This is a genomic window from Mycobacterium sp. 3519A (assembly GCF_900240945.1).
In the GTDB taxonomy this organism is placed as follows: Bacteria; Actinomycetota; Actinomycetes; order Mycobacteriales; family Mycobacteriaceae; genus Mycobacterium.
In genome coordinates, this window is record NZ_OESG01000014.1 from 2,805,804 (window position 1) to 2,826,281 (window position 20,478).

16 protein-coding genes are annotated in these 20,478 nt (G+C 67.0%); 8 read left to right on the forward strand and 8 right to left on the reverse strand.

What is annotated here, in order from left to right; genetic code table 11:
- Positions 1 to 7: 7 nt before the first annotated feature.
- The gene (locus C1A30_RS34770) at positions 8 to 1,909 is read right to left on the reverse strand and encodes an ABC transporter ATP-binding protein (RefSeq protein ID WP_200828509.1); all 1,902 of its coding nucleotides are present in this window, start codon (positions 1,907 to 1,909) and stop codon (positions 8 to 10) included.
- Positions 1,906 to 3,642 (reverse strand): ABC transporter ATP-binding protein, encoded by a 1,737-nt coding sequence (locus tag C1A30_RS34775; RefSeq protein ID WP_101952690.1) that lies wholly within the window; start codon positions 3,640 to 3,642, stop codon positions 1,906 to 1,908. The genes C1A30_RS34770 and C1A30_RS34775 overlap by 4 nt, the downstream gene beginning before the upstream one ends.
- A 172-nt stretch (positions 3,643 to 3,814) precedes the next feature.
- Here C1A30_RS34775 and C1A30_RS34780 point away from each other — a divergent pair, with 172 nt between their 5' ends.
- Together C1A30_RS34780 and C1A30_RS34785 are read left to right on the forward strand one after the other, a co-directional pair.
- Positions 3,815 to 4,348, forward strand: coding sequence for a DUF3558 domain-containing protein (locus tag C1A30_RS34780; protein ID WP_200828594.1), 534 nt, complete (start codon positions 3,815 to 3,817; stop codon positions 4,346 to 4,348).
- Entirely contained in the window at positions 4,345 to 4,905 is a 561-nt protein-coding gene (locus C1A30_RS34785) for a DUF3558 domain-containing protein (RefSeq protein WP_101952691.1), read from the forward strand. The genes C1A30_RS34780 and C1A30_RS34785 overlap by 4 nt, the downstream gene beginning before the upstream one ends.
- An 84-nt stretch (positions 4,906 to 4,989) precedes the next feature.
- On the opposite strand, the gene C1A30_RS34790 is transcribed toward C1A30_RS34785, so the two are convergent.
- Complete coding sequence (locus C1A30_RS34790; protein WP_101952692.1) at positions 4,990 to 5,496, reverse strand: histidine phosphatase family protein; 507 nt, start codon at positions 5,494 to 5,496, stop codon at positions 4,990 to 4,992.
- 199 nt (positions 5,497 to 5,695) lie between these two features.
- On the opposite strand from C1A30_RS34790, the gene C1A30_RS34795 reads away from it, so the two are divergent.
- The 3 genes from C1A30_RS34795 (at position 5,696) to C1A30_RS34805 (ending at position 10,486) form a co-directional block, all read left to right on the forward strand.
- Positions 5,696 to 6,844 carry an exonuclease SbcCD subunit D gene (locus C1A30_RS34795; RefSeq protein WP_101952693.1) on the forward strand — a complete coding sequence of 383 codons (1,149 nt, stop codon included), beginning with the start codon at positions 5,696 to 5,698 and terminating at the stop codon, positions 6,842 to 6,844.
- On the forward strand, positions 6,841 to 9,465 hold the full coding sequence (locus tag C1A30_RS34800) for an AAA family ATPase (protein WP_101952694.1): 2,625 nt from the start codon (positions 6,841 to 6,843) through the stop codon (positions 9,463 to 9,465). Before C1A30_RS34795 ends, C1A30_RS34800 begins: the two co-directional genes overlap by 4 nt.
- Before the next feature lie 205 nt (positions 9,466 to 9,670).
- Positions 9,671 to 10,486 (forward strand): endonuclease domain-containing protein, encoded by an 816-nt coding sequence (locus C1A30_RS34805; protein ID WP_235010427.1) that lies wholly within the window; start codon positions 9,671 to 9,673, stop codon positions 10,484 to 10,486.
- 61 nt (positions 10,487 to 10,547) lie between these two features.
- Here the strand turns inward: C1A30_RS34805 and C1A30_RS34810 are convergent, their stop codons facing one another.
- Positions 10,548 to 11,201 carry a helix-turn-helix domain-containing protein gene (locus C1A30_RS34810; RefSeq protein ID WP_101952696.1) on the reverse strand — a complete coding sequence of 218 codons (654 nt, stop codon included), beginning with the start codon at positions 11,199 to 11,201 and terminating at the stop codon, positions 10,548 to 10,550.
- Between the two features lie 78 nt (positions 11,202 to 11,279).
- On the opposite strand from C1A30_RS34810, the gene C1A30_RS34815 reads away from it, so the two are divergent.
- On the forward strand, positions 11,280 to 12,836 hold the full coding sequence (locus tag C1A30_RS34815) for an MFS transporter (protein ID WP_101952697.1): 1,557 nt from the start codon (positions 11,280 to 11,282) through the stop codon (positions 12,834 to 12,836).
- Here the strand turns inward: C1A30_RS34815 and C1A30_RS34820 are convergent.
- Positions 12,780 to 13,145 carry a hypothetical protein gene (locus C1A30_RS34820; protein WP_101952698.1) on the reverse strand — a complete coding sequence of 122 codons (366 nt, stop codon included), beginning with the start codon at positions 13,143 to 13,145 and terminating at the stop codon, positions 12,780 to 12,782. The two genes, C1A30_RS34815 and C1A30_RS34820, sit on opposite strands and share 57 nt — an antisense overlap.
- Positions 13,146 to 13,277: 132 nt before the next feature.
- Here C1A30_RS34820 and C1A30_RS34825 point away from each other — a divergent pair, with 132 nt between their 5' ends.
- Positions 13,278 to 14,789: a GMC family oxidoreductase gene (locus C1A30_RS34825; protein WP_101952699.1), complete on the forward strand. Its 1,512-nt coding sequence runs from the start codon at positions 13,278 to 13,280 to the stop codon at positions 14,787 to 14,789.
- Here the strand turns inward: C1A30_RS34825 and C1A30_RS34830 are convergent.
- Both C1A30_RS34830 and C1A30_RS34835 read right to left on the reverse strand, forming a co-directional pair.
- Positions 14,786 to 16,150, reverse strand: coding sequence for a wax ester/triacylglycerol synthase domain-containing protein (locus tag C1A30_RS34830; protein ID WP_101952700.1), 1,365 nt, complete (start codon positions 16,148 to 16,150; stop codon positions 14,786 to 14,788). The two genes, C1A30_RS34825 and C1A30_RS34830, sit on opposite strands and share 4 nt — an antisense overlap.
- Before the next feature lie 105 nt (positions 16,151 to 16,255).
- A complete protein-coding gene (locus tag C1A30_RS34835; protein WP_101952701.1) occupies positions 16,256 to 17,470 on the reverse strand; it encodes an acyl-CoA dehydrogenase family protein in 1,215 nt (404 codons plus the stop codon).
- 91 nt (positions 17,471 to 17,561) lie between these two features.
- Between C1A30_RS34835 and C1A30_RS34840 the strand changes: the two genes are divergently transcribed.
- Complete coding sequence (locus C1A30_RS34840; protein WP_101952702.1) at positions 17,562 to 18,818, forward strand: alpha/beta fold hydrolase; 1,257 nt, start codon at positions 17,562 to 17,564, stop codon at positions 18,816 to 18,818.
- Here the strand turns inward: C1A30_RS34840 and C1A30_RS34845 are convergent.
- Positions 18,805 to 20,478 carry an ABC transporter family substrate-binding protein gene (locus tag C1A30_RS34845; protein WP_101952703.1) on the reverse strand — a complete coding sequence of 558 codons (1,674 nt, stop codon included), beginning with the start codon at positions 20,476 to 20,478 and terminating at the stop codon, positions 18,805 to 18,807. The two genes, C1A30_RS34840 and C1A30_RS34845, sit on opposite strands and share 14 nt — an antisense overlap.

The following is a 20,478-nucleotide window of genomic DNA, read 5'->3' on the forward strand; positions in this document are numbered from 1 at the left end:
AGCCCGGTCAGACCTGCGTCATATCCCAATAAGCGCCATGCTTAGCCAGCAGTTCCTCGTGGCTGCCGCGTTCGACGATCCTGCCTGCTTCCATCACCAGGATGACGTCGGCGTCGCGGATGGTCGAAAGCCGGTGGGCGATGATGAAACTGGTGCGGCCGCGGCGCAGTTCGCGCATCGCGTGCTGGATCAGCAGCTCGGTTCGGGTGTCCACCGAGCTGGTGGCCTCATCGAGCACCAGCAGCTGAGGACGGGCCAGGAAGGCCCGTGCGATGGTGATCAGCTGCTTCTCGCCCGCGCTGATGTTGCCGCCGTCATCGCTGACCACGGTCTGGTAGCCGTCGGGCAGCGTGTGCACGAACCGGTCGACGTAGGCGGCCTTGGCCGCGGCGACCACCTCGTCCTGACTCGCGTCGGGCTTGCCGTAGGCGATGTTGTCGTAGATGGACCCGCCAAGCAGCCACGTGTCCTGCAGCACCATCCCGATCTGCGAGCGCACCGACCGCCTGTCGACGGTCGAGATGTCCACCCCGTCAATCAGAATCCGGCCCGAGTCGACCTCGTAGAACCGCATCAGCAGATTCACCAGCGTCGTCTTGCCCGCGCCGGTCGGGCCGACGATCGCCACGGTGCTGCCCGGTTCGGCCACCAGCGACAGGTCCTCGATAACCGGTGTGCCTGGCCGGTAGCTGAAGTCGACATGCTGGAACTCGACTCGACCGCCGTTGACGGCCGGCAGGGTGACGTCGGGGTCCTGCGACTCCTCCTCGGCGTCGAGCAGATCGAAAACCCGTTCGGCGCTTGCGATCCCGGACTGCAGCGTGTTGTACATCGCGGCCACCTGGGTCAGCGGCTGGTTGAACTGCCGGACGTACTGGATGAAGGCCTGGATGCTGCCAAGCGTGATCTGGCCGGTCGCCACCTGGACGCCGCCGACCACCGCGACCGCGACGTAGCTGAGGTTGCCGACGAACGTGGTGGCAGGTCCGACCAGCCCGGAGAAGAACTGTGCGCCGAAGCTGGCGTGGTAGACGTCGTCGTTGGCTTCGGAGAACTGTTCCAGCGCCCTGGCCCGGTGGCCGAACGTCTTGACCACCGTGAAACCGCTGTAGGTCTCCTCGATGTGGGCATTGAGCTTGCCGGTGTTCGTCCACTGTGCGACGAACAGCTTCTGTGACCGGCGGGCGATCGCGCGCGTCACCAGAAGCGACAGCGGCACGGTGATGACCGTGAGCAGCGTCAGCAGCGGTGAGATGGTCAACATCATCACCAGCACCGCCACCACGGTCAGCACCGACGTCAGCAGTTGAGAGATCGTCATCGACAACGACTGCTGGATGTTGTCGACGTCGTTGGTGACCCGACTCAGCACCTCGCCGCGCCGCCGCGAATCGAAATAACTCAGCGGCATCCGGTGCACCTTGTTCTCGACATCCGCGCGCAACGACACCATGGTGCGCTGCACCGCGACGTTGAGAAGCCGTGCCTGCAGCCAAACCATCAGAGCCGCAATCAGATACAGGCCCAACGCCAACAGCAGCGTGCGGCCGACCGCGCCGAAGTCCACACCGCGGCCAGGCACCACGTTCATGCCCGACAGCAGATCGGCGAACGTGGTGTCGCCGCGCGCCCGTGCCGCCGCGATCGCCTGCTCCTTCGTCAGTCCGGCGGGCAGTTGGCGGCCGATCACGCCGTTGAACAACAGGTCGGTGGCGTGACCGAGGATGCGCGGGCCGATCACGCCGATCGCGATGCCGCCGATCCCGAGCAGCATCACCATCGCGGTCAACCCGCGTTGCGGGGTCAGTTGCTTGACCAATCGGATCGCCGAGCCCTTGAAGTCGCGTGACCGCTGCATCGGCGCTTGCACGACGCCCCGGATCGGACGTGTCATCGGCCCCGCGGTCATTCGCGTGCTCCGGCGCCGAGCGACTGCGAATCGGCGAATTCGGCGTAGGTCGGGCAGTCCGCCAGCAGCGTCTGGTGCGTGCCGATGCCCACCACCTGACCGTCGTCGATCACGACGATCTGGTCTGCCTCGGCCACCGTCGAAATCCGCTGCGACACAATCACTACCGTCGCATCGGCCGACACCTCGCGCAGCGCGGCGCGAACCCGTGCATCGGTGTGCACGTCGAGGGCGGAGAACGCGTCGTCGAACAGGTAGATGGCCGGCCTGCGGATCACCGCCCGCGCGATGGCCAAACGTTGCCGCTGCCCGCCGGAGAAGTTGATCCCACCCTGCGCGACGGGCATCGCCAGCCCCTCGGGGTGGGCCCGGACGAAATCGTCGGCGGACGCGACCCGCAGCGCCTCCCACATCTGTCCGTCGGTCGCATCGGCCTTGCCGTAGCGCAGGTTGTCGGCGACGGTGCCGGAGAACAGATAACCCCGCTGCGGCACCAGGCCGATGGCCGCCCACAACTGCTCGGTGTCGTAGTCGCGCACGTCGATGCCGTCGACGTACACCGCGCCCTCTGTCACGTCGTAGAGGCGGCAGATCATCGATATCAGCGTGGATTTCCCCGAACCGGTGGACCCGACGACAGCGGTGGTGACGCCTGCCCCGGCCGTCAGGGAGACACCTCGCAGCACCGGTCGGTCGGCGCCGGCGTAGCTGAATGTCGCACGGTCAAGCCGGATCTCGCCGCGGATGGTGTCCGGACGCACCGGCTGTTGCGGACTGACGATGGCGGGTGCGGTCGACAGCACCTCGGTGATGCGTTCCGCGCACACCGACGCCCGCGGCAACAGCACCAGGAGGAAGGTGGCCAGCAGCACCGCCATCAGGATCTGCATGAAGTAGGACAGGAACGCGATCAGGGAACCCACCTGCATCTGGCCGGCGTCGATCCGCAACCCGCCGAACCAGATCAGCGCGACACTGGAGATGTTGATCACCAGCGTGGTCACCGGCAGCATCAGGGCCTGCAACTTGCCTGCTTCCAGAGCGGAATCCGAGAGGGCCTGATTCGCGACGCCGAATCGGTTCCGCTCGAACGGTTCCCGCGCGAACGCGCGGATCACCCGGATACCGGACAGCTGCTCGCGCATCACCCGGTTGATGCCGTCGATTTGACGCTGCACGCGACGGAAGATCGGCAGCAGCCGAGACACGATCAGGTAGTTGGCCAGGGCCAGCACCGGCACGCTGATCAGCAGCAGCCAGGACAGCCCCGCGTCCTGATGCACCGCCATGAAGATGCCGCCGATCGACATGATCGGCGCCGTGATCAGCATGGTGCAGCTCAGCTGGACGAACTGCTGGATCTGCTGGACGTCGTTGGTGGTGCGGGTCAGCAGCGACGGGGCGCCGAAGCGCGCGGTCTCTTCCGCCGAGAAGCTGGTCACGTGGCCGAACATCGTCGAGCGCAGATCGCGTCCGACACCCATGCCCGCGCGGGAACCGAAGTAGACCGCGCCGACGGCGCACACCACCTGCAGTCCGGTGACGCCGAGCATGACACCGCCGAGTTCGACGATGCGGCGCAGGTTGCCTTGGGCGACCCCGTCGTCGATGATCGCCGCGTTGACGGTCGGCAGGTACAGCGAGGCCAGCGTGCTGATCAGCTGGAGCCCGGCGACCGTGGCGAGCAGCGACCGGTACGGACGCGTGTACCGCCGCAGCAACGCCCAGAGCATCCCGTTACTGTCGCACACCGCCCCCGCCGAAGTTGTGTTCGGCAGGGCCACCTGAGAATTCGCTAAATCAGCTGGTCAATCGGCATGTCGGTGGTTGTGGGTTTGGGCTGCCGCTACAGTGCATGGCGTGACCCCCAGCAAGTGCGCGGCCGGCAGGACCCGGTCCGCGAAGATGCTGGCCGTGGCGGCCGCGGCCATGATGCCCGTGTTCGCCGCGTGCTCGAACGAATCCGGCGGGTCCACGTCGCCCAGCGTGCCGGAGTCGCCAGGGCCGTCCCAGAACGCGTCGCACGGGCCGATGTTCCCGGAATGCGGCGGCATCTCCGATCAGACGCTCGCCGAGCAGACCCGCGTCACCGGGCTGGTCAACACCGCGAAGAACTCCGTGGGCTGCCAGTGGCTGCAGGGCGGCGGCATCCTGGGCCCGCACTTCTCGTTCACCTGGTATCGCGGCAGCCCGATCGGGCGCGAGCGCAAGACCGAGGAACTCTCGCGGGCCAGCGTGGAGGACATCAACATCGAGGGCCACAGCGGGTTCATCGCCGTCGGCGAGGACCCCACGCTCGGCAACAACCTGTGTGAAGTCGGTATCCAATTTCAGGACGACTTCATCGAGTGGTCGATCAGCTTCTCCCAGCAGCCGTTCCCGGACCCCTGCGACGTGGCCAAGGAACTGACCCGCCAATCGATTGTGAACGCGAAATGAGCCGGACTCCGCACCGCCGTCGGGCGCTGGCCGGGCTGGCCGCCGTGGTGTCCGTGCTGACGTTGCTGACCGGGTGCACCAAGACCGTCGAGGGCACCGCGGCCAAGTCCGGTGCCGGCGACGTGCCCCGCAACGACGACTCGGCCAAGCAGTACCCGAACCTGTTGAAGGAATGCGAGGTGCTGACCGAGGACATCCTCGCCAAGACGGTCGGCGCCGACCCGCTCGACATCCAGAGCACGTTCGTCGGCGCGGTGTGCCGGTGGCAGGCCGCCAACCCGGCGGGCCTGATCGACATCACCCGGTTCTGGTACGAGCAGGGCAGCCTCGACAACGAGAAGAAGGTCGCCCAGAGCCTGAACTACCAGATCGAGAACCGGTCGATCGCGGGCGTCCCGTCCATCGTGATGAAGCCCAACGATCCCAACGGCTCGTGCGGCGTGGCCAGCGACGCGGGCGGTGTCGTGGGGTGGTGGATCAACCCGCAGACGCCCGGCATCGACGCGTGCGGAATGGCGATCAAGCTGATGGAGTTGACGCTGGCCACCAGCAGCTAGCGCGCCGGCTCTCCTCGAAATGCACGTTTTGTCGGGCGGCACTCGCAGTTCTGCGCCAGAACGTGCATTTCGGCGACGGAACCGTCACCGGGCCACGTGGAAGCCGACCAGGGTGGCGCTGTTCAGCGTCAGCCGGTCCCATGGTTCGGCGGTGCGCAGCACGGCGATCGCCGACGTCGGGAACTTCGTCGAAATGCGCTCGGCCGCGGCGCTATTGCTGCCGTCGGCGGTGGCCAACCCGAGCGACAGCGACGACATCGTCGGCTCGTGGCCGATCACCAGCAGCGTGTCGACCGCCGGATCGACCCGGTTGATCTCGTCGATGACCGCGCCGGGCGTCGCATCGTAAAGCCGGTCGACGTACTGCACGGGTGCGTTGATGCGGGTGCGGGCCAGCGTCTGCCGGGTGCGGGTGGCTGTCGAGCAGAGCACCGCGTCCACCGCGGGCGCTTGGGCGCGTAACCAGTCGCCCGCCAGCGCGGCCTCGCGCTCGCCGCGCGGTGCCAGCGGCCGCTCGTGATCAGCGACGCCGGACGGATAGTCCGACTTGGCGTGTCGGAGCAGCAGCAGCGTGCGATACCGGTCGGTCATCCATCAACGGTAGGCCCCGGCACCCGCGCCGACACTACGGTTTCTGATGCGTTTCGGGCCTGTTCTCATCACAATCCGTAGTCTCGGCGCCCATCCATCAACCGCAGGGCATGCCGATCGGCCTCCCAGGACTTGTCGGCGCCCGGACCTACACTCGCGATGCCGAGGAGATACGGGACCGATCAGAAGGGAGCCGGGTATGCGATTCGTGCACACCGCCGACTGGCAGCTCGGCATGACCCGGTATTTCCTCAACGGTGAGGCGCAGCCGCGGTATTCGGCCGCCCGCCGCGACGTCGTCGCGGGTATCGGGCCGCTCGCCGCTGACGCAGGCGCCGAATTCGTCGTCGTCGCAGGCGATGTGTTCGAAGACAATCAGCTCGCGCCGCGTGACGTCAGCCTGTCGCTGGAAGCCATGCGCGCCATCGGCATTCCGGTGTTCCTGCTGCCGGGCAACCACGATCCGCTCGACGCGGCGTCGGTGTACACCAGTGCGCTGTTCGTCGCCGAATGCCCGGACAACGTCACGGTTTTGGATCGCGCGGGCGTGCACCAGGTGCGTCCTGGGCTGGAGATCGTCGCGGCGCCGTGGCGCTCGAAGAAGCCGACCCACGACCTGGTGGCCGACGTGCTCGACGGCCTCGAAGCCGACGGCGTCACGCGAATCGTGGTGGGGCACGGCGGTATCGACATGTTCGAACCGGACAAGGACAAGCCGTCGCTCATTCGGCTTGCCGCGTTGGAAGCAGCGATCGACCGCGGCGCTGTGCACTACATCGCGTTGGGGGACAAGCACTCCCGCACGGAGGTCGGCGCCACCGGGCGCATCTGGTACTCCGGTTCACCGGAAGTCACCAACTACGACGACATCGAACCCGATCCAGGGCACGTGCTGATTGTCGACATCGACGAGGACCATCCGCAGCGGCCAGTGCGGGTCGACGCCCGCCGCGTCGGTCGTTGGCGCTTCGTCACGCTGCGTCGCACGGTGGACAGCAGCCGCGACGTCACCGACCTCGACCTCAACCTCGACCTGATGCCGGACAAGGAGCGCACCGTCGTGCGGCACGGGCTGAGCGGTTCGCTGACCGTCACCGACAAGGCCGCGCTCGACGCGTGCTTGGACAAGTACGCCAGGCTGTTCGCCGCGCTGGTGCCGTGGGACAAGGAAACCGACGTCGCGGTGATCCCCGCCGACGGAGAGTTCGACGACCTCGGTATCGGCGGGTTCGCCGCCGCCGCCGTCGACGAACTGGTGACCACGGCGCGGGCCGACGGTGAGGACGCCGACGACGCCCGCGCCGCGCTGGCGCTACTGCTACGACTGGCGGATCGAGGCATCGCATGAAACTGCACCGCCTTGTGCTGACCAACTACCGCGGCATCACCCACCGCGAGATCGAGTTCCCGGACCGCGGTGTGGTTGTGGTCAGCGGTGCCAACGAGATCGGCAAGTCGTCGATGATCGAGGCGCTCGACCTGCTGGTGCGTTCCAAGGACCGGTCGAAGACGAAGGACGTCAAGCAGGTGAAGCCGACGCACGCCGACGTCGGCGCGGAGATCACAGCCGAGATATCCACCGGCCCTTACCGATTCACCTACCGCAAGCGGTTCCACAAGCGCCCCGAGACGGAGCTGACGGTGCTGGCGCCGCGCCGTGAGCAGCTGACCGGCGACGAGGCCCACGAGCGGGTGCTCGCCATGCTGCACGAGACCGTCGACATGGACCTGTGGCAAGCGCAGCGGGTGCTGCAGTCGACGTCCACCGACGCTGTGGATCTGTCGGGGTGTGACGCGCTGTCGCGGGCGTTGGATGTGGCTGCGGGTGAGGCGGCCACGCTGTCGGGTGCCGAGCCGCTGCTGGTGGACCGCATCGACGCCGAGTACCTGCGGTACTACACGCCGACCGGCAGGCCCACCGGCGAATGGGCCGCCGCTGTGAAGCGGTTGCAGGCCGCCGAGGGCGAGGTGGCGCGCTGCGCGGCCGCCGTGGCCGAGGTCGACGACGCGGTGCGCAGGCACGCCGCGCTGACTGACGACCTGTCGCGGCTCGCGGACGAACGGGCCGATGCCGCGAAACGGCTCACCGAAGCCCGGGCCGCAGCCGACGCTGTCGCCGCGTTGACCCAACAGCTGAAGCAGGCGGAGGTGGTCGCGGCTGCGGCGGATGCCACCCACGCCGCGTCGGTTGCCGCGCTGACCGAGCGGCGCAGGTTACGTGCCGACATCGAGCAGCGTTCCGTCGCGATCGCTGAACTGGTGGCCGCGGGGGCCGAAGCCCGTGAGGAGCTCGCCACCGCGACCGAGGTGCAGGAGGCTGCGCGGATCGCGGCGGAGCAGGCGCGCGCCGCGGTCGAGGCGTCGCAGGGCCGGGTCGACGCCGCCCGCCGCGTGGTCGAGCGAACGGCGGACCGCGAAGAGGCCAACCGGCTGGAAGCCCGGCTCGCCAAGCTCGATGCGGCGCAACGGGAACTCGACCGGGTGCAGCGCGAGCTGGCGGGCATCACGTTGACCGACGACACCATGCAGGCGATCGAAGCGGCGGCCATCGCCGTCGAGCGAGCGGCGGGTCTGGCCGAACTGGCCTCCGCTCACGTCGAACTCGTCGCGGTCACCGATGTCGAACTACGTATCGACGGTGAAACGGTGGCTATCCGGGCCGGCGATGCGTGGGCGGCCAGTGTCGGCTCGCCGACCGAGTTCGAGCTGCCCGGCGTGCTGCGTGCGCGGGTGGTGCCGGGCACACCTGCGTCGGACTCGCAAGCCAAATTCGAAGCGGCGCAAGAGGTTCTCACCGCAGCGTTGGTCAAGGCGCCCGCGGAGGATGTCGCTCAGGCGCGACAGCTCAACGAGCATCGTCGCGCGCTGGCCGCATCGCGCGACCAGTTGCGCGCGACGTACGAGGCGCTACTCGGCGACGACGCCGTCGACGAATTGCGAAGCAGGCTAGCCGAATTGCGCGACGGTGAGCCGACGGAGCCCGGCCTGTGGGACGACGGAGATCCGGCGGCGGCGCGCGCCGACCTCGACGCCGCGGTGACGGCGCACAAGCAGGCGGTGGCCGACTGCGAGACGCATCGCAAGGTCGCCGAGGCCGCGGCGAAGAAAATGGGAGAGCGGACGTCAGCCGCCGATGTGGCTCGCGAGAAGCTGGCCGCCGCGCAGGCGGAGCTGACCAACGCGCAACAGCGATTGATCCAGCAGCGGTCCGTCGCCGGCGATGACGATCTCGCGGTGAAGGCGGAGGCCGACGGCGAGCAGGCGCGCAGGGCCACCGCCCTTGTCGCCGAACTGGGCGCCGAGTTGGCGCAGCGAGCGCCGGATGCGGTGAGCGCCGCGCTCAACGATGCGGCGCGGCGGGCCGACGCGTTGAACAACCGTCACCAGGAGGCCTCCGACGCGCTGCGTGAGGTGACGGCGCAACTCAAGGTCTACGGCACCGAGGGCCGCAGGGGGCAACTCGATGCCGCGCAGACGGAACGGGAGCACGCCGAGGCGGAGTATCTACGCATGCATCGCCGCGCTCGGGCCGCGCAGTTGTTGCGCTCGGTGATGGCGCGGCATCGGGACGCCACTCGGCAGCGCTACGTCGACCCGTTCCGCAATCAGGTGGAACGGTTGGGCCGCATCGTCTTCGGCGACAGCTTCGAGGTGGAGATCGACAGCGCGTTGCGGATCTGCAGCCGGACTCTGGCCGGCCGCACGGTGCCCTACGAGTCGCTGTCGGGTGGGGCCCAGGAGCAGATGGGCATCGTCGCGCGGTTGGCCGGCGCGGTGCTTGTCGCCAAGGAGGACAGTGTCCCGGTCGTCATCGACGACGCGCTGGGGTTCACCGACGCGGATCGGCTGACCAAGATGGGCGCGGTGTTCGACGCCGTCGGCGGCGACGGCCAGGTGATCGTGTTGACGTGCAGCCCGGAGCGCTACGCCAGCGTGACGGAAGCCCACCACATCGAGCTGACGGCCTAGTTGGGCGAGCAGACGCAAAGTGCGCCATTATGTCGGCGTGTCGGGACACTTTGCGTCTGCTCGTCCATGCACAGGCGCGTCGTTATCCACAGATCGGCGTCGCTACCTTCCCGCGCCGTGAGGCCGCCCGCATCGTCGATGTGTGCTGATTGACGAAATCTTCGATGCGACGGGACTGGCCACCAGAGAGCAACTGCTGTCAGTGATGTCGCGCAAGGCGCTCGAGGCTCATCTCGAGGCAGGCGCGATCATCCGGGTGTGGCACGGCATATATGCGTTGAGTGAACCCGATCTGGCAAGTCGACTCGCCGGGCTGGACCTGATGACCGCCACGCGGATCGTCGCCTGTATGGGTACAGCCGCGCGGATGTACGGATTCGACACCGAACTGGACGCCCGTATCCACATTCTCGATCCGGGAGTTCGCATGCGACCGAACCCAGCGTTGATGGTGCACCAACGAATTGGCGCTCCGCTGAGGCGAATCGAGGGCAGGTTCGTGACCGCGCCGGCGTGGACGGCTGTGGAAGTCGCACGGACACTTCGTCGACCGCGAGCGCTCGCGACCCTCGACGCGGCTCTGCGCAGTGGCGCCTGCACCGCTGGTGAGTTGGCAGCAGCAATCGGTGAACAGAAAGGTCGTCGTGGCATCGTGAAGGTGCGCGAGCTCTTGGCGCACGCCGACGGCCGCGCCGAGTCGCCGATGGAAAGCGAAGGCCGGCTGGTGTTCATCGACGGTGGCCTACCAAAGCCGGTGCTGCAGTACGAGATCGTCGACCGCTGTGGTGACCGGTGGCGCGTCGACTACGCGTGGCCCGACGAGATGGTCGTCGCCGAGTACGAGAGTATGGAATGGCATGCCAACCCGGAGTCGCTGAAGCACGACCGTCGAAAGACCGCACGGCTGCAGGAGTGTGGGTACACCGTGGTGCCGATTGTCGTCGACGACGTCCGCCACCGACCGTCCGACCTGGTGGCGCGGATCTTCTACCACTTGGAACGTGCGGAATTAGCCAGCTGAGCAGACGCAAAGTGCGCCATTTTCTCGGCGTGTCGGGACACTTTGCGTCTGCTCGCGCTAGTCACGTGAGCAGGCCGGGGTCGCCGGTGAGCGCGAACGCCCGCCGCATCGCCGCCACCGCATCGGCATCGCCGTCGAACGCCACCCGCCGCAACGCGGCCTTGCGCTCGGCGGCCGTCGCGCCGAGTCGTGCGCCGATCAGGTCGGCCGCCGTCGCGGTGACGCTGACTGCCGGCGGGCCCTGTGCGGCGTTCAGGCCGTGGGCATCGACGGCGAATTCGAATCGGCGGCCGTCGATGTCGATGCGGTACGACGCATCCAGATCGCCGCGGCCGGGCTCGAAGGCCAACAATATGCCCGCGAGGAAACCGTTCAGCGGCGTCAGCGCGCTGTCGTCGTCCTCCACCATGTCCAGGCCGAACGTTGCGATCGCCTTCACCACGGGCAGCACCTTGCGCCAGCCCGTCTCGCTCAGCGTGTACACCGTGCGCGCGACCGGCGGCGGCAGTTCCTCCCTTGTCACCAGACCTGCGTCCTCCAACTCGCGGAGGCGGTCGGCCAGCAGGTTCGTCGCGATGCCCGGCAGTTGCGCGCGCAGGTCACCGTAGCGGCGGGCGCCGCCGATCAGCTCGCGCAGGATCAGCAGCGTCCACCGCTCACCCAGCACGTCGAGGCCCTTGGCGATCGGACAGTTCTGCTGATAGCTCCTCGGCACGGGAATAACTCTACCCGTTAGACAAGTAGATAGTCATATCGCTTGAAAAACGTGTCTGAAAGGTTTACGGTTCTGCCCATGTCCAGTCGTCACCCGATCGCCGCCCTCGCCTTCATCTGCCTCAGCGTCTTCGTCATCAGCGTCGACGCGACCGTCGTCAACGTCGCCCTGCCGACGCTGTCTCGCGAACTCGACGCCGACACCGCGCAACTGCAATGGATCGTCGACGCCTACACCCTGGTGATGGCGGGACTGATGCTGTCGGCGGGCAGCCTGTCCGACCGGTTCGGCCGCCGCGGCTGGCTCAACGCAGGCCTCGCACTCTTCGCGATCACATCCGCCGTTGCGGCACAGGTGAGTTCGGCCGAAGGTCTGATTGCCGCCCGGGCGGCGATGGGTGTCGGGGCCGCGGTGATCTTTCCGACCACCCTGTCGTTGATCACCAACATTTTCCCCAATCCCGTGAAGCGGGCCAAGGCGATCGGACTGTGGGCCGCGATGGTCGGTGTCGGCGTGGCCGCGGGCCCGATCACCGGCGGCTGGCTGCTCGAACACTTCTGGTGGGGCTCGGTTTTCATGGTCAACGTGCCGGTGGCCGTACTCGCCGTCATCGGAGGCCGACTGTTCATCCCGACGTCACGCGACCCCGCGGCACCGCCGGTCGACGTGCCCGGCCTGCTCCTGTCGTCGATCGGCATCACCGCACTGGTCTACACGGTCATCGAGGCGCCGAACTGGGGATGGCGCAGCGCGCACACCGCAGCAGGATTCGCGGTGTCAATCGTTGTGCTCGCCCTGTTCGCCCTGTGGGAGCGGCGCACTCCACATCCGATGCTCGACGTATCCGTCTTCTCCAACCGGCGGTTCTCAGGCGGAAGCCTGGCGGTCACCGCAGGGTTCCTGACGTTGTTCGGCTTCATCTTCGTCATCACCCAGTACTTTCAATTCATCAAGGGCTACACCGCATTTGAGGCCGGAGTGCGCTTGCTGCCGGTCGCCATCTCGATTGCCGTCGCCAGCATCGCCGGACCCCGCATCGTGCAACGGATCGGCACCACCGCGGTGGTTGCCGGCGGACTGGTGGCCTTCGCCGCCGGGCTCGCCTGGGCGTCGACTGCCGACGCCACCACGCCCTACCTCGAAATCGCCTTGCAGATGGTGCTTCTCGGCGGTGGCCTTGGCCTGACCACGGCACCGGCCACCGAATCCATCATGGGATCGCTGTCCGCGGACAAGGCCGGTGTCGGCTCGGCGGTCAACGACACCACCCGCGAGTTGGGCGGCACCCTTGGCGTCGCGATTGTCGGCAGCGTGTTCGCGTCGATCTACACCGCCCGGCTAAGTGACAACTCGGTCGTCACCGGGTTGCCTGCACCGGCTCGCGAAACCATGGAGCGGTCAATGGCCGCCGCCCAACAGGTGATCGGTCAGCTGCCGAGTGGTATCGCACCCGACGTGCACGCCGCGGTGGACAACGCGTTCCTCGACGGCATGCAGGCCGGCTCGCTGGTCAGTGCGGCCATCGCATTCGGTGCTGCGATCGTCGTCGCCTGGCTGCTGCCCGCGCGGGCGCAGCAGTCAGTTGCAGAAAGACGCCAACCCGCCCGTGCAACGGCCCTTCACCGGCGTCTTTGAGAAGTTGCCGCTCATCGTGCCCGCGCCGAATTGCGAACCGGGCGCCGTGACGACGCGTCCGGCGCTGACGGGCGGTGAGATGGTGGCCGCGGTGCCGGCGTTGATGCCGCCCCGCGGACCCACCAACTGGCCGCCCTTGGCCTTGTTGTTCGACTTGATGGCGCCGTTGCCACCCTCCGCCCCACCGACGCTGCACGACGCGCTGCACGGCTTGGCCAATGCGGTGGGAGAACCGACCATGAGAACCACGAGCGGCGCACCGATCCCAACCGCGAGGATCTTGACGGCGGCGTTCTTCCTCGAAGGCATGGTTGCCAACCATAGCCTTGTCACGTTGTTTTACGAGGTGTTCGGCAATATTCGCACCGAACATAAAGTTGCTGATATTGTCGTCTTGGTAAACCCCGTCGGGTTTGTCCGTTGCCTCTTAAACTGCGGCAGGTGGACGCCGACTACATCGTGGTGGGGACCGGCTCGGCCGGATCCGTCGTGGCCGACAGACTCAGTGCCGATCCGACCGCTTCCGTCGTGGTGCTCGAGGCGGGCCCGCGGGACAAGGACAAGTTCATCCACATCCCCGCCGGCTTCGCGAAGTTGTTTCGCAGCGCTGTGGACTGGGACTACCTGACCGAACCGCAAAAGGAACTCGACGGACGCGAAATCTATTGGCCTCGAGGGAAAATGCTCGGCGGGTCGTCGTCGATGAACGCGATGATGTGGGTCCGCGGCTTTCCCGCCGACTACGACGAGTGGGCGCAACACGCCGGCGAACAATGGAACTACGCGAACGTCGAGAAGTACTTCCGGCGCATCGAAAACGGTCCGCTGGTCCTGTCGGCGCAGCGCAGTCCGCGCAAGTCGACCGCCGCGTGGCTGGCCGCCGCGCGCGAATGCGGCCACCACGGATTCGTCGAGACCCGAGTCACCCAGCGCAGGGGAGCTCGCTGGAGCACGGCCGACGCGTATCTCAAGCCCGCGCTGCAGCGGAAGAACCTGACGCTGCACACCGAAGCGGTCGTCACCCGCATCCTGTTCGACGGGACACGGGCGACAGGAGTGGAATTCGAGCAGCTGGGCCAGCGGCGGGTGGTGCGGGCCGCACGTGAGGTGGTGTTGTGCGCTGGTGCGATCAACAGCCCGCACCTGTTGATGGTGTCGGGAGTCGGCCCGCGCGACCATCTCGCGGAACACGGTATCGACGTGGTGGCCGACGCACCCGACGTCGGCGCCAATCTGCTTGACCACCTTGTTGTTCCACTGGGCTTCGACGTCCCCGACGACACGTTGTTCGCCGCCGAGAAGCCGCTGGAACTGGTCAACTACCTGCTCCGCAGGCGCGGCATGCTCACCTCGAACGTCGGCGAGGCGTACGGGTTCGTCAAGAGCCGCGACGACCTGGACCAGCCGGACCTGGAACTGATCTTCGCGCCGGCCCCGTTCTTCGAGGAAGGTCTAGGCGACCCGTACGACCGGCACGCCGTGGTGATGGGCCCGATCCTGCTCAAACCGCACAGCCGCGGCACCATCACGCTGCGGTCGGCGGATCCGAGACACAAGCCGGTCATCGACCCGAAGTATCTGACCGACGATGCCGGTGCCGACCGTGCTGCGTTGATGTCCGGGCTCAGGATATGCGCCGACATCGCCAAGGCCGCGGCGCTGAAAGGCATCATCGGAAAGGTGGCGCGACCGCTTGGCGCCACGGAACTCGACGACGAGACTCTCGAGCGTGCGCTGAATTCGTTGTCGCACACGCTCTATCACCCGGTCGGCACCTGCCGGATGGGCAGCGACGACGCGAGCGTCGTCGACCCCGAGCTCAGGGTGCGCGGTGTGGACGGGCTGCGGGTGGCCGACGCGTCTGTGATGCCGACCATCATCCGCGGCCACACCCACGCACCTAGCGTGCTGATCGGCGAGAAGGCCGCCGATCTAGTTCGCGGGGCTTGCTAGTCGGCCAAGGCCAGCACCTCGTCGAATCCTTCGACGAGACAAGCATGGAAGGCGTCGTAGTCAGGGATCGCTCCCGTGTCGACGTTGATGCCGAAGTGGCAGACGTCGACGTAGGTCAGCAGCGTCACATTGACGGCGGCACCGATCGTAGGCCCGAAGGCGTATTGGGCGCGGACACGCGCGCCGGCGAGGAAGACCGGCACCGGAATGCCGGGCACGTCGCTGGCGACGAAGTCGACGTGACGCAGGATCGAGCCGATATACCAGCGCGGCATCAGATTCAGCGCACCGGCGATCAGTTGCGTATAGGGCAGCGACCGTTCGTGACGGACGTTGCTTGCGCGGCGGTGGATTTCGGCGATCCGGTCGGCTGGATCGACCAAGCCGGCAGGCACGTCGAAGCGCATCAACGTGATGCGGTTGCCACCCATCCCGTCGGCCTCGGTACGCAGGTTGATCGGCATGGTCAGATGCAGATCGCCGAGCGCGACACCGTGCTTGTCGTGGTAGCGGCGCATGCCGCCGGTAACCGCCGAAACAAATGCGTCGTTGAGCGCACCGCCGCCGCGATGCGCCGCCTCGCGTAACGCCGGCATCGGCACCTCGTGCACACCGAGGCGACGAATGAGACTGCGCCGCTTCATCAGCGGCGAACCGGTGCGATTCACGGGGCGAACGGTGCGGTAGACGGAGGTCGCCGTCGCAGCTGCAGCTCCGATGGTCGCCACCGGACGACGCACGCCGTTGTACAGCAGGCTGGGAACGGTCTTCACCGCAGTCGACACGGCCTTGGCCGCGAGTTCCGCGTCGTAGCGGAGCGTGTCTTCGTAGCTGCTCAGCCAGGACCGCTTCGTTGCTTCCGGATCCGCGGACGCTACTTGGAGGCGTCGAGGCGACGCGTCGAGGTCGAACAACGACATACCTATCTGGATTCCGCCGACCCCGTCGGTCAACGCGTGGTGGAAGGCGCACAAGACCGCGGCGCCCCCATCCGCCAAACCGTCGACCAGGGTGGCTTTCCACATCGGCCTGGCGCGGTCGAAGTCTTCCATCTGCGCCAGCCGCGCCATTTCCAGCACGGTGTCGAAAGTGGCGGGATGCGCGGCGGTGACACGCCGCATGTGGAAGTCGAGATCGAAATCTTGGCAGTCTTCCCAGCGTGGTGGCGCCGGCGGCGTCGATTGGGCCACCCGTTGCCGAAGCATCGGCAGTTTGCGGCTGATCAGAGCGAACCGGTCTCGGACCTCATCCCAGTCCGGCGTGCTGTCGAGCAGGATGACAGTCACCACAGTCGATCTCAGCCGTGGATCGGTTTCCATCGCCCAGGTGAAAGCGTCTGTGTTGCGCATGAAGTCGTTCATCGTGTGCTCCTGCGCACACGCTATGACGACCACAGCAAGCCGTCACCCCCGTAGGACGTTCTGAGGACTTTGTACCCCGCAAGTCAGTACCGAGGTCACGGATCGCTAGAAGTAGGCATTGGCCGGAACGGGTGTGCCGTGCAACAGGTTCTGCCCGATCACCCGCGCCTTGTACGCGACCGGGTTGTGCAGCGTGATGGTGCGGATATTGCGCCAGTGCCGGTCGAGGTTGCGCTGCCTGCTGGCTGCGCTGGCCCCGCCGAGTTCCAGCAGCCGGGTGGCCGCCTCGGGTGCGACGTTGTCCAGGTGCACCTTGACCTTGGCCGCCTTCAACTGGGCTTCCTCGGCGAGGTCTGCGTCGGGCACGCCGTCGGTCTCCGACGCGGTGGCCGCCGCGATCGCCTCGGCCGCGTCGAGTACGGCGGCTTTGGCGATGTAGGCCGTCGCGGCCAGTTCACCTAGTTGCTTCTGATACAGCGGGTCATCGGTCGGGCGTTCGGACAGCGCATGGCTGAAGCTGCGGTCCCGCGACCGCAGCAGTGCAACACCGTCGTCGACGACGCTCGCCAGAATGCCTGCCACCACCGCGTGGATGTACAGCTGCAACGACGCGTACTGCACCGTGGGCACCGGGGCCGCGTCGTACGGCGTGTCGCTCAGCACCTCGTCCTCGGACACCGCTACGTCGGTGAACACCGTGGTACCGGTCCCGGTGCGGCGCTGCCCGAAGCCGTCCCAGTCGTCGATCAGCTGCACCCCTTCCCGGTCGGCGGGCACCACGACCGTGGCGACGGAGTCGTGGTCGGTGGTGGTGGCGACGGTGAGATAGTCCGAGAACAACGTGCCGGTGCTGTAGTACTTCTCGCCGGTCAGCCGGTAACCGCCGCCGTCGGCGGGCAGCAGGCGGGTGTTGAACACCAGGCTGCCGACGGCCAGCGAGCCCTTCTCGCTGAACGCGTTGCCGAAGACCTTTCCCGCCTCCACCTTGTGCAGCCAGCGCGCCGAACTGGGATCGTCGGCGGTGCGCAGCCGTTCCTCGACGAACCAGAAATGAGTCCGAAAGATGTGGGCCACAATGGGATCGGCCTGCGCCACCTCGATCACTGCGGAGAATAGTTGGGGCACAGTGAATCCCGAGCCGCCGAGGTGCTCGGGAAGTCGCAGTGTGCCGAAGCCGGCCCGCTTCAGCGCGGCCACTTGGTCGAAGGGGTTCTCGTCGTTGAGATCTCGATCCTTTGCGCCTGCGGCGATCTGGGCCAGCAGGTCGGTCCATGCTGAGGTGCCGGGCAGCAGGCGGGTAACGCGGTCCACGGAGGTCATGGGACGGTTGTACCGACACGCCGCCCCGGCGTGCACGGCTTTCGATCATCCGGAACCTAAGGACCCTCGACGAGGGGCAGAATGGCGGGTGATGACGATGAACGCCAAGCGTCGCCGGGCGCACGAGAAGCTCGCAGCGTTGCCGGGTGTGCGGGCGGTGCGGCGGCCGATCCGGGGGGACGGCGGCGAGCACTTCGACCTGTTCTACGTGCGCACCGGCCGCAAATCGGCGCATCCGCTGGTCGTCATTCCAGGCGGTCCCGGCGCCGCCTCGATCGCGCTCTATCGGGGGTTTCGCAGGCGTGCCGCGGCCGAGGGGCTGGACGTGATCATGGTCGAGCACCGCGGCATCGGGATGTCCCGCCACGACGACAGCGGCACGGACCTGCCCGAGGAGGCGCTGACCATCAGCCAGGTGGTCGACGACGTGGCCGCCGTCCTCGATGACGCCCAGGTGGACACGGCGGTCATCTACGGCACCTCGTACGGCACGTATGTGGCCGCCGGGGTCGGGGTGCGTCACCCGCAGCGGGTGCACGCGATGATCCTCGACTCGCCGGTGTTGTCGGCCGACGACATCGACGCGGTCAGGGTGGAAACCCGCAGGGTGCTGTGGGACGGCGACGGCGCGGAGACCGCTGACCTGGCGGCCAAGGTGCGCGAACTGGTGCAGCAGGACAAGTTGAGCCCGGCGTCCACCCAGCTCGCGGCAGCCGTATACGGTTTCGCGGGCCCACAGGTGCTGCGCCGCCAGCTCGACCTGCTACTGGCCGGCCGCCGCGCGTTGTGGTCCGTGCTCGACCGCGGCGCCCATTTTCTTTTCGAACGCAAAGCGCCGTATCGCCATGAGCCGGACCTGGTCGGCCGAATTGGCTACCGCGAGCTGAACTATGCCGCCGCCCCCGACGGAAAACCGCTGGACCCGGCGATCGTGTACCGCGAGATGGGCATCGGCACAACAGAGTTCGAGAAGGAACCGTTCGACCTGGTCGCCGAGATGCCGAAGTACACGTGGCCGACCGTGGTCATCTCGGGCGGTCGCGACCTGATCACGCCGCCCGTGGTGGCGCGCAGGATCGCCTCGCTGGTCCCCGACGCCGTCCTCGTCGATCTCGCGACGGCGGGACACTCGGCGATCGATCTGCGTGAGCGGGCGGCGCTGGACGTCATCAAGGCTGTTTATGACGGCACCAGTTCCTCCCTGCCCGCCAGGGCGAAGGAACTGGATTCGACGCCTGGCGGTCTCGGGGTGCGACTGTTGATCTGGGGTATCGTCGCGGCCGCCGCCGTGGAGAAGGCCGTGCCTGCCGCGGTCCCGCGCACCGTGCAGCGCGTTACGGCTTCATGAAGCCGATCTTGGTGTAGTCGGCGTCGGCAAGACCGAACGCACCGAAATTCGCCAAATTGCTTCGCACCGCGACGTTTCCAGGCGATTGCGTCAGCGGCAGGCTGAAACCCTCGGCCCAGATCAGCTTGTCGACCTCGTTGGCGAGGACGCGTGCCTTGGCCGGGTCCAACTCCTCGAGCGTCTGTTCGATCTTGGCGTCGATCTCCGGGCTGCCGATCTTGCCGAAGTTGCTGTCGCCGTCTGACGCATAGATCTGCGGCAACCCCGACAACGGGAAAGCGTCACCCACCCAACTGAATTGGGCGATGTCGAAGTCACCGACGTTGATGTGGTTGGAGAAGAACCCGGCGCCGCCCTTGGCGTCGAGGTCCAGCTTGACCCCGACCTGGGCCAGGTTGTTCTGCGCGATCTGGCCGAACTGGCGGGTGGACAGTGAGTCGTAGAGCACGTCACGGATGACCAGTTGCTTCCCGTCCTTTTCCCGGAACTGGCCGTTGAGTTTCCAGCCCAGCGCGTCCAACTCCTGCTTCGCCTTCTCCGGGTCGTACGCGACGACCCCGCTGTTGTCCTGATAGCCCTCCTGGCCGGCGACGTACACATGGTTGTTCAGCGGAACGGGATTGTCGGCCAGCCCGCGCTGGGTGACGTTCGCGATCGTCTGGCGGTCAATGGCCTTGGCGATCGCCAACCGCAACGCCTTGTCGGCAAGGATGGAGCCCGGCGCACCGTTGAACGTGAAGTGATACCAACTGTTTCCCGGCGCCCGCCGAATCGAGATGCCTTTGGTGCCCCGTGCGATCGTCAACTCGTCGAGCGTGGCGGTGCCGGTCGCGTCGATGGTGTTGTTCTGCAGCGCGGGGATTCGCGCGGCATCGTCGAGCACGATGTAGGTGATGCTGTCGAGCAGCGCCGGGGTGCCCCACCATTTCGGGTTGCGGGTCAGCACGATTCGCTGTGCGGTGCGGTCGACGGTGGAGATGATGAACGGCCCCGCCGACGGCCCCGGCGCGTTCAACTGGCCCTTGTTGAACGCCTCGGGCGTCGCCGTCATGCTCTTGGGTAACAGCATCGTGTTGCCGGACAACATGCCGCGCCATTCGGCGTATGGCTTGGAAAATTTCACTACTGCCTGGCGGTCGTCGACGCCGCGCGTCACCGACTCGACGCGATCGGCGCCGTTGGGGCTCGCGCTCGCGAACGCCTTGTCCTTGCCGCTGGTGGCGTGGAACTGCGAGGCGATGTCCTCCCAGGTGATCGGGGTGCCGTCGCTCCACACCGCCTTCGGGTTGATGGTCCACGTGACGACCTGCGGGTTGGTGCTGGTCAGTTCGGCGCCGGTGAAGTAGTCGGTGTTCAGCGTCATCGATCCGTCGGCGGCGACCCGAAATGCCCGCGGCATGCTGGCCTTCAGCATGCCCGCGGAGTCGGCGGAATTGCCGTCGATGTGCAGCGAGTTGAAGTTCTCCGGAAACGCGGTGAGCGCCAACCGCAAATTGCCGCCCTGCTGCAGCTTGGAAACGTCCTGCGGGTTGATGTCGTTGGTGCTGCCGACCTCCGCGGACCCGCCCGCCGGCGGCGGCGTCTCCTGCTTGCCGCTCGAGCATCCGGCGAGCACCAGACAAACACTGACGGCGAGCGCGGCGAAGTGTCGGATCTTCAT

What these genes read in the sequence shown, in the direction of transcription:
- C1A30_RS34770 (WP_200828509.1), bottom strand. Translation starts at nt 1,909, where the DNA reads ATGACCGCGGGGCCGATGACACGTCCGATCCGGGGCGTCGTGCAAGCG.
- C1A30_RS34775 (WP_101952690.1), bottom strand. Translation starts at nt 3,642, where the DNA reads ATGCTCTGGGCGTTGCTGCGGCGGTACACGCGTCCGTACCGGTCGCTG.
- C1A30_RS34780 (WP_200828594.1), top strand. Translation starts at nt 3,815, where the DNA reads ATGCTGGCCGTGGCGGCCGCGGCCATGATGCCCGTGTTCGCCGCGTGC.
- C1A30_RS34785 (WP_101952691.1), top strand. Translation starts at nt 4,345, where the DNA reads ATGAGCCGGACTCCGCACCGCCGTCGGGCGCTGGCCGGGCTGGCCGCC.
- C1A30_RS34790 (WP_101952692.1), bottom strand. Translation starts at nt 5,496, where the DNA reads ATGACCGACCGGTATCGCACGCTGCTGCTGCTCCGACACGCCAAGTCG.
- C1A30_RS34795 (WP_101952693.1), top strand. Translation starts at nt 5,696, where the DNA reads ATGCGATTCGTGCACACCGCCGACTGGCAGCTCGGCATGACCCGGTAT.
- C1A30_RS34800 (WP_101952694.1), top strand. Translation starts at nt 6,841, where the DNA reads ATGAAACTGCACCGCCTTGTGCTGACCAACTACCGCGGCATCACCCAC.
- C1A30_RS34805 (WP_235010427.1), top strand. Translation starts at nt 9,671, where the DNA reads ATGTCGCGCAAGGCGCTCGAGGCTCATCTCGAGGCAGGCGCGATCATC.
- C1A30_RS34815 (WP_101952697.1), top strand. Translation starts at nt 11,280, where the DNA reads ATGTCCAGTCGTCACCCGATCGCCGCCCTCGCCTTCATCTGCCTCAGC.
- C1A30_RS34820 (WP_101952698.1), bottom strand. Translation starts at nt 13,145, where the DNA reads ATGCCTTCGAGGAAGAACGCCGCCGTCAAGATCCTCGCGGTTGGGATC.
- C1A30_RS34830 (WP_101952700.1), bottom strand. Translation starts at nt 16,150, where the DNA reads ATGAACGACTTCATGCGCAACACAGACGCTTTCACCTGGGCGATGGAA.
- C1A30_RS34835 (WP_101952701.1), bottom strand. Translation starts at nt 17,470, where the DNA reads ATGACCTCCGTGGACCGCGTTACCCGCCTGCTGCCCGGCACCTCAGCA.
- C1A30_RS34840 (WP_101952702.1), top strand. Translation starts at nt 17,562, where the DNA reads ATGACGATGAACGCCAAGCGTCGCCGGGCGCACGAGAAGCTCGCAGCG.
- C1A30_RS34845 (WP_101952703.1), bottom strand. Translation starts at nt 20,478, where the DNA reads ATGAAGATCCGACACTTCGCCGCGCTCGCCGTCAGTGTTTGTCTGGTG.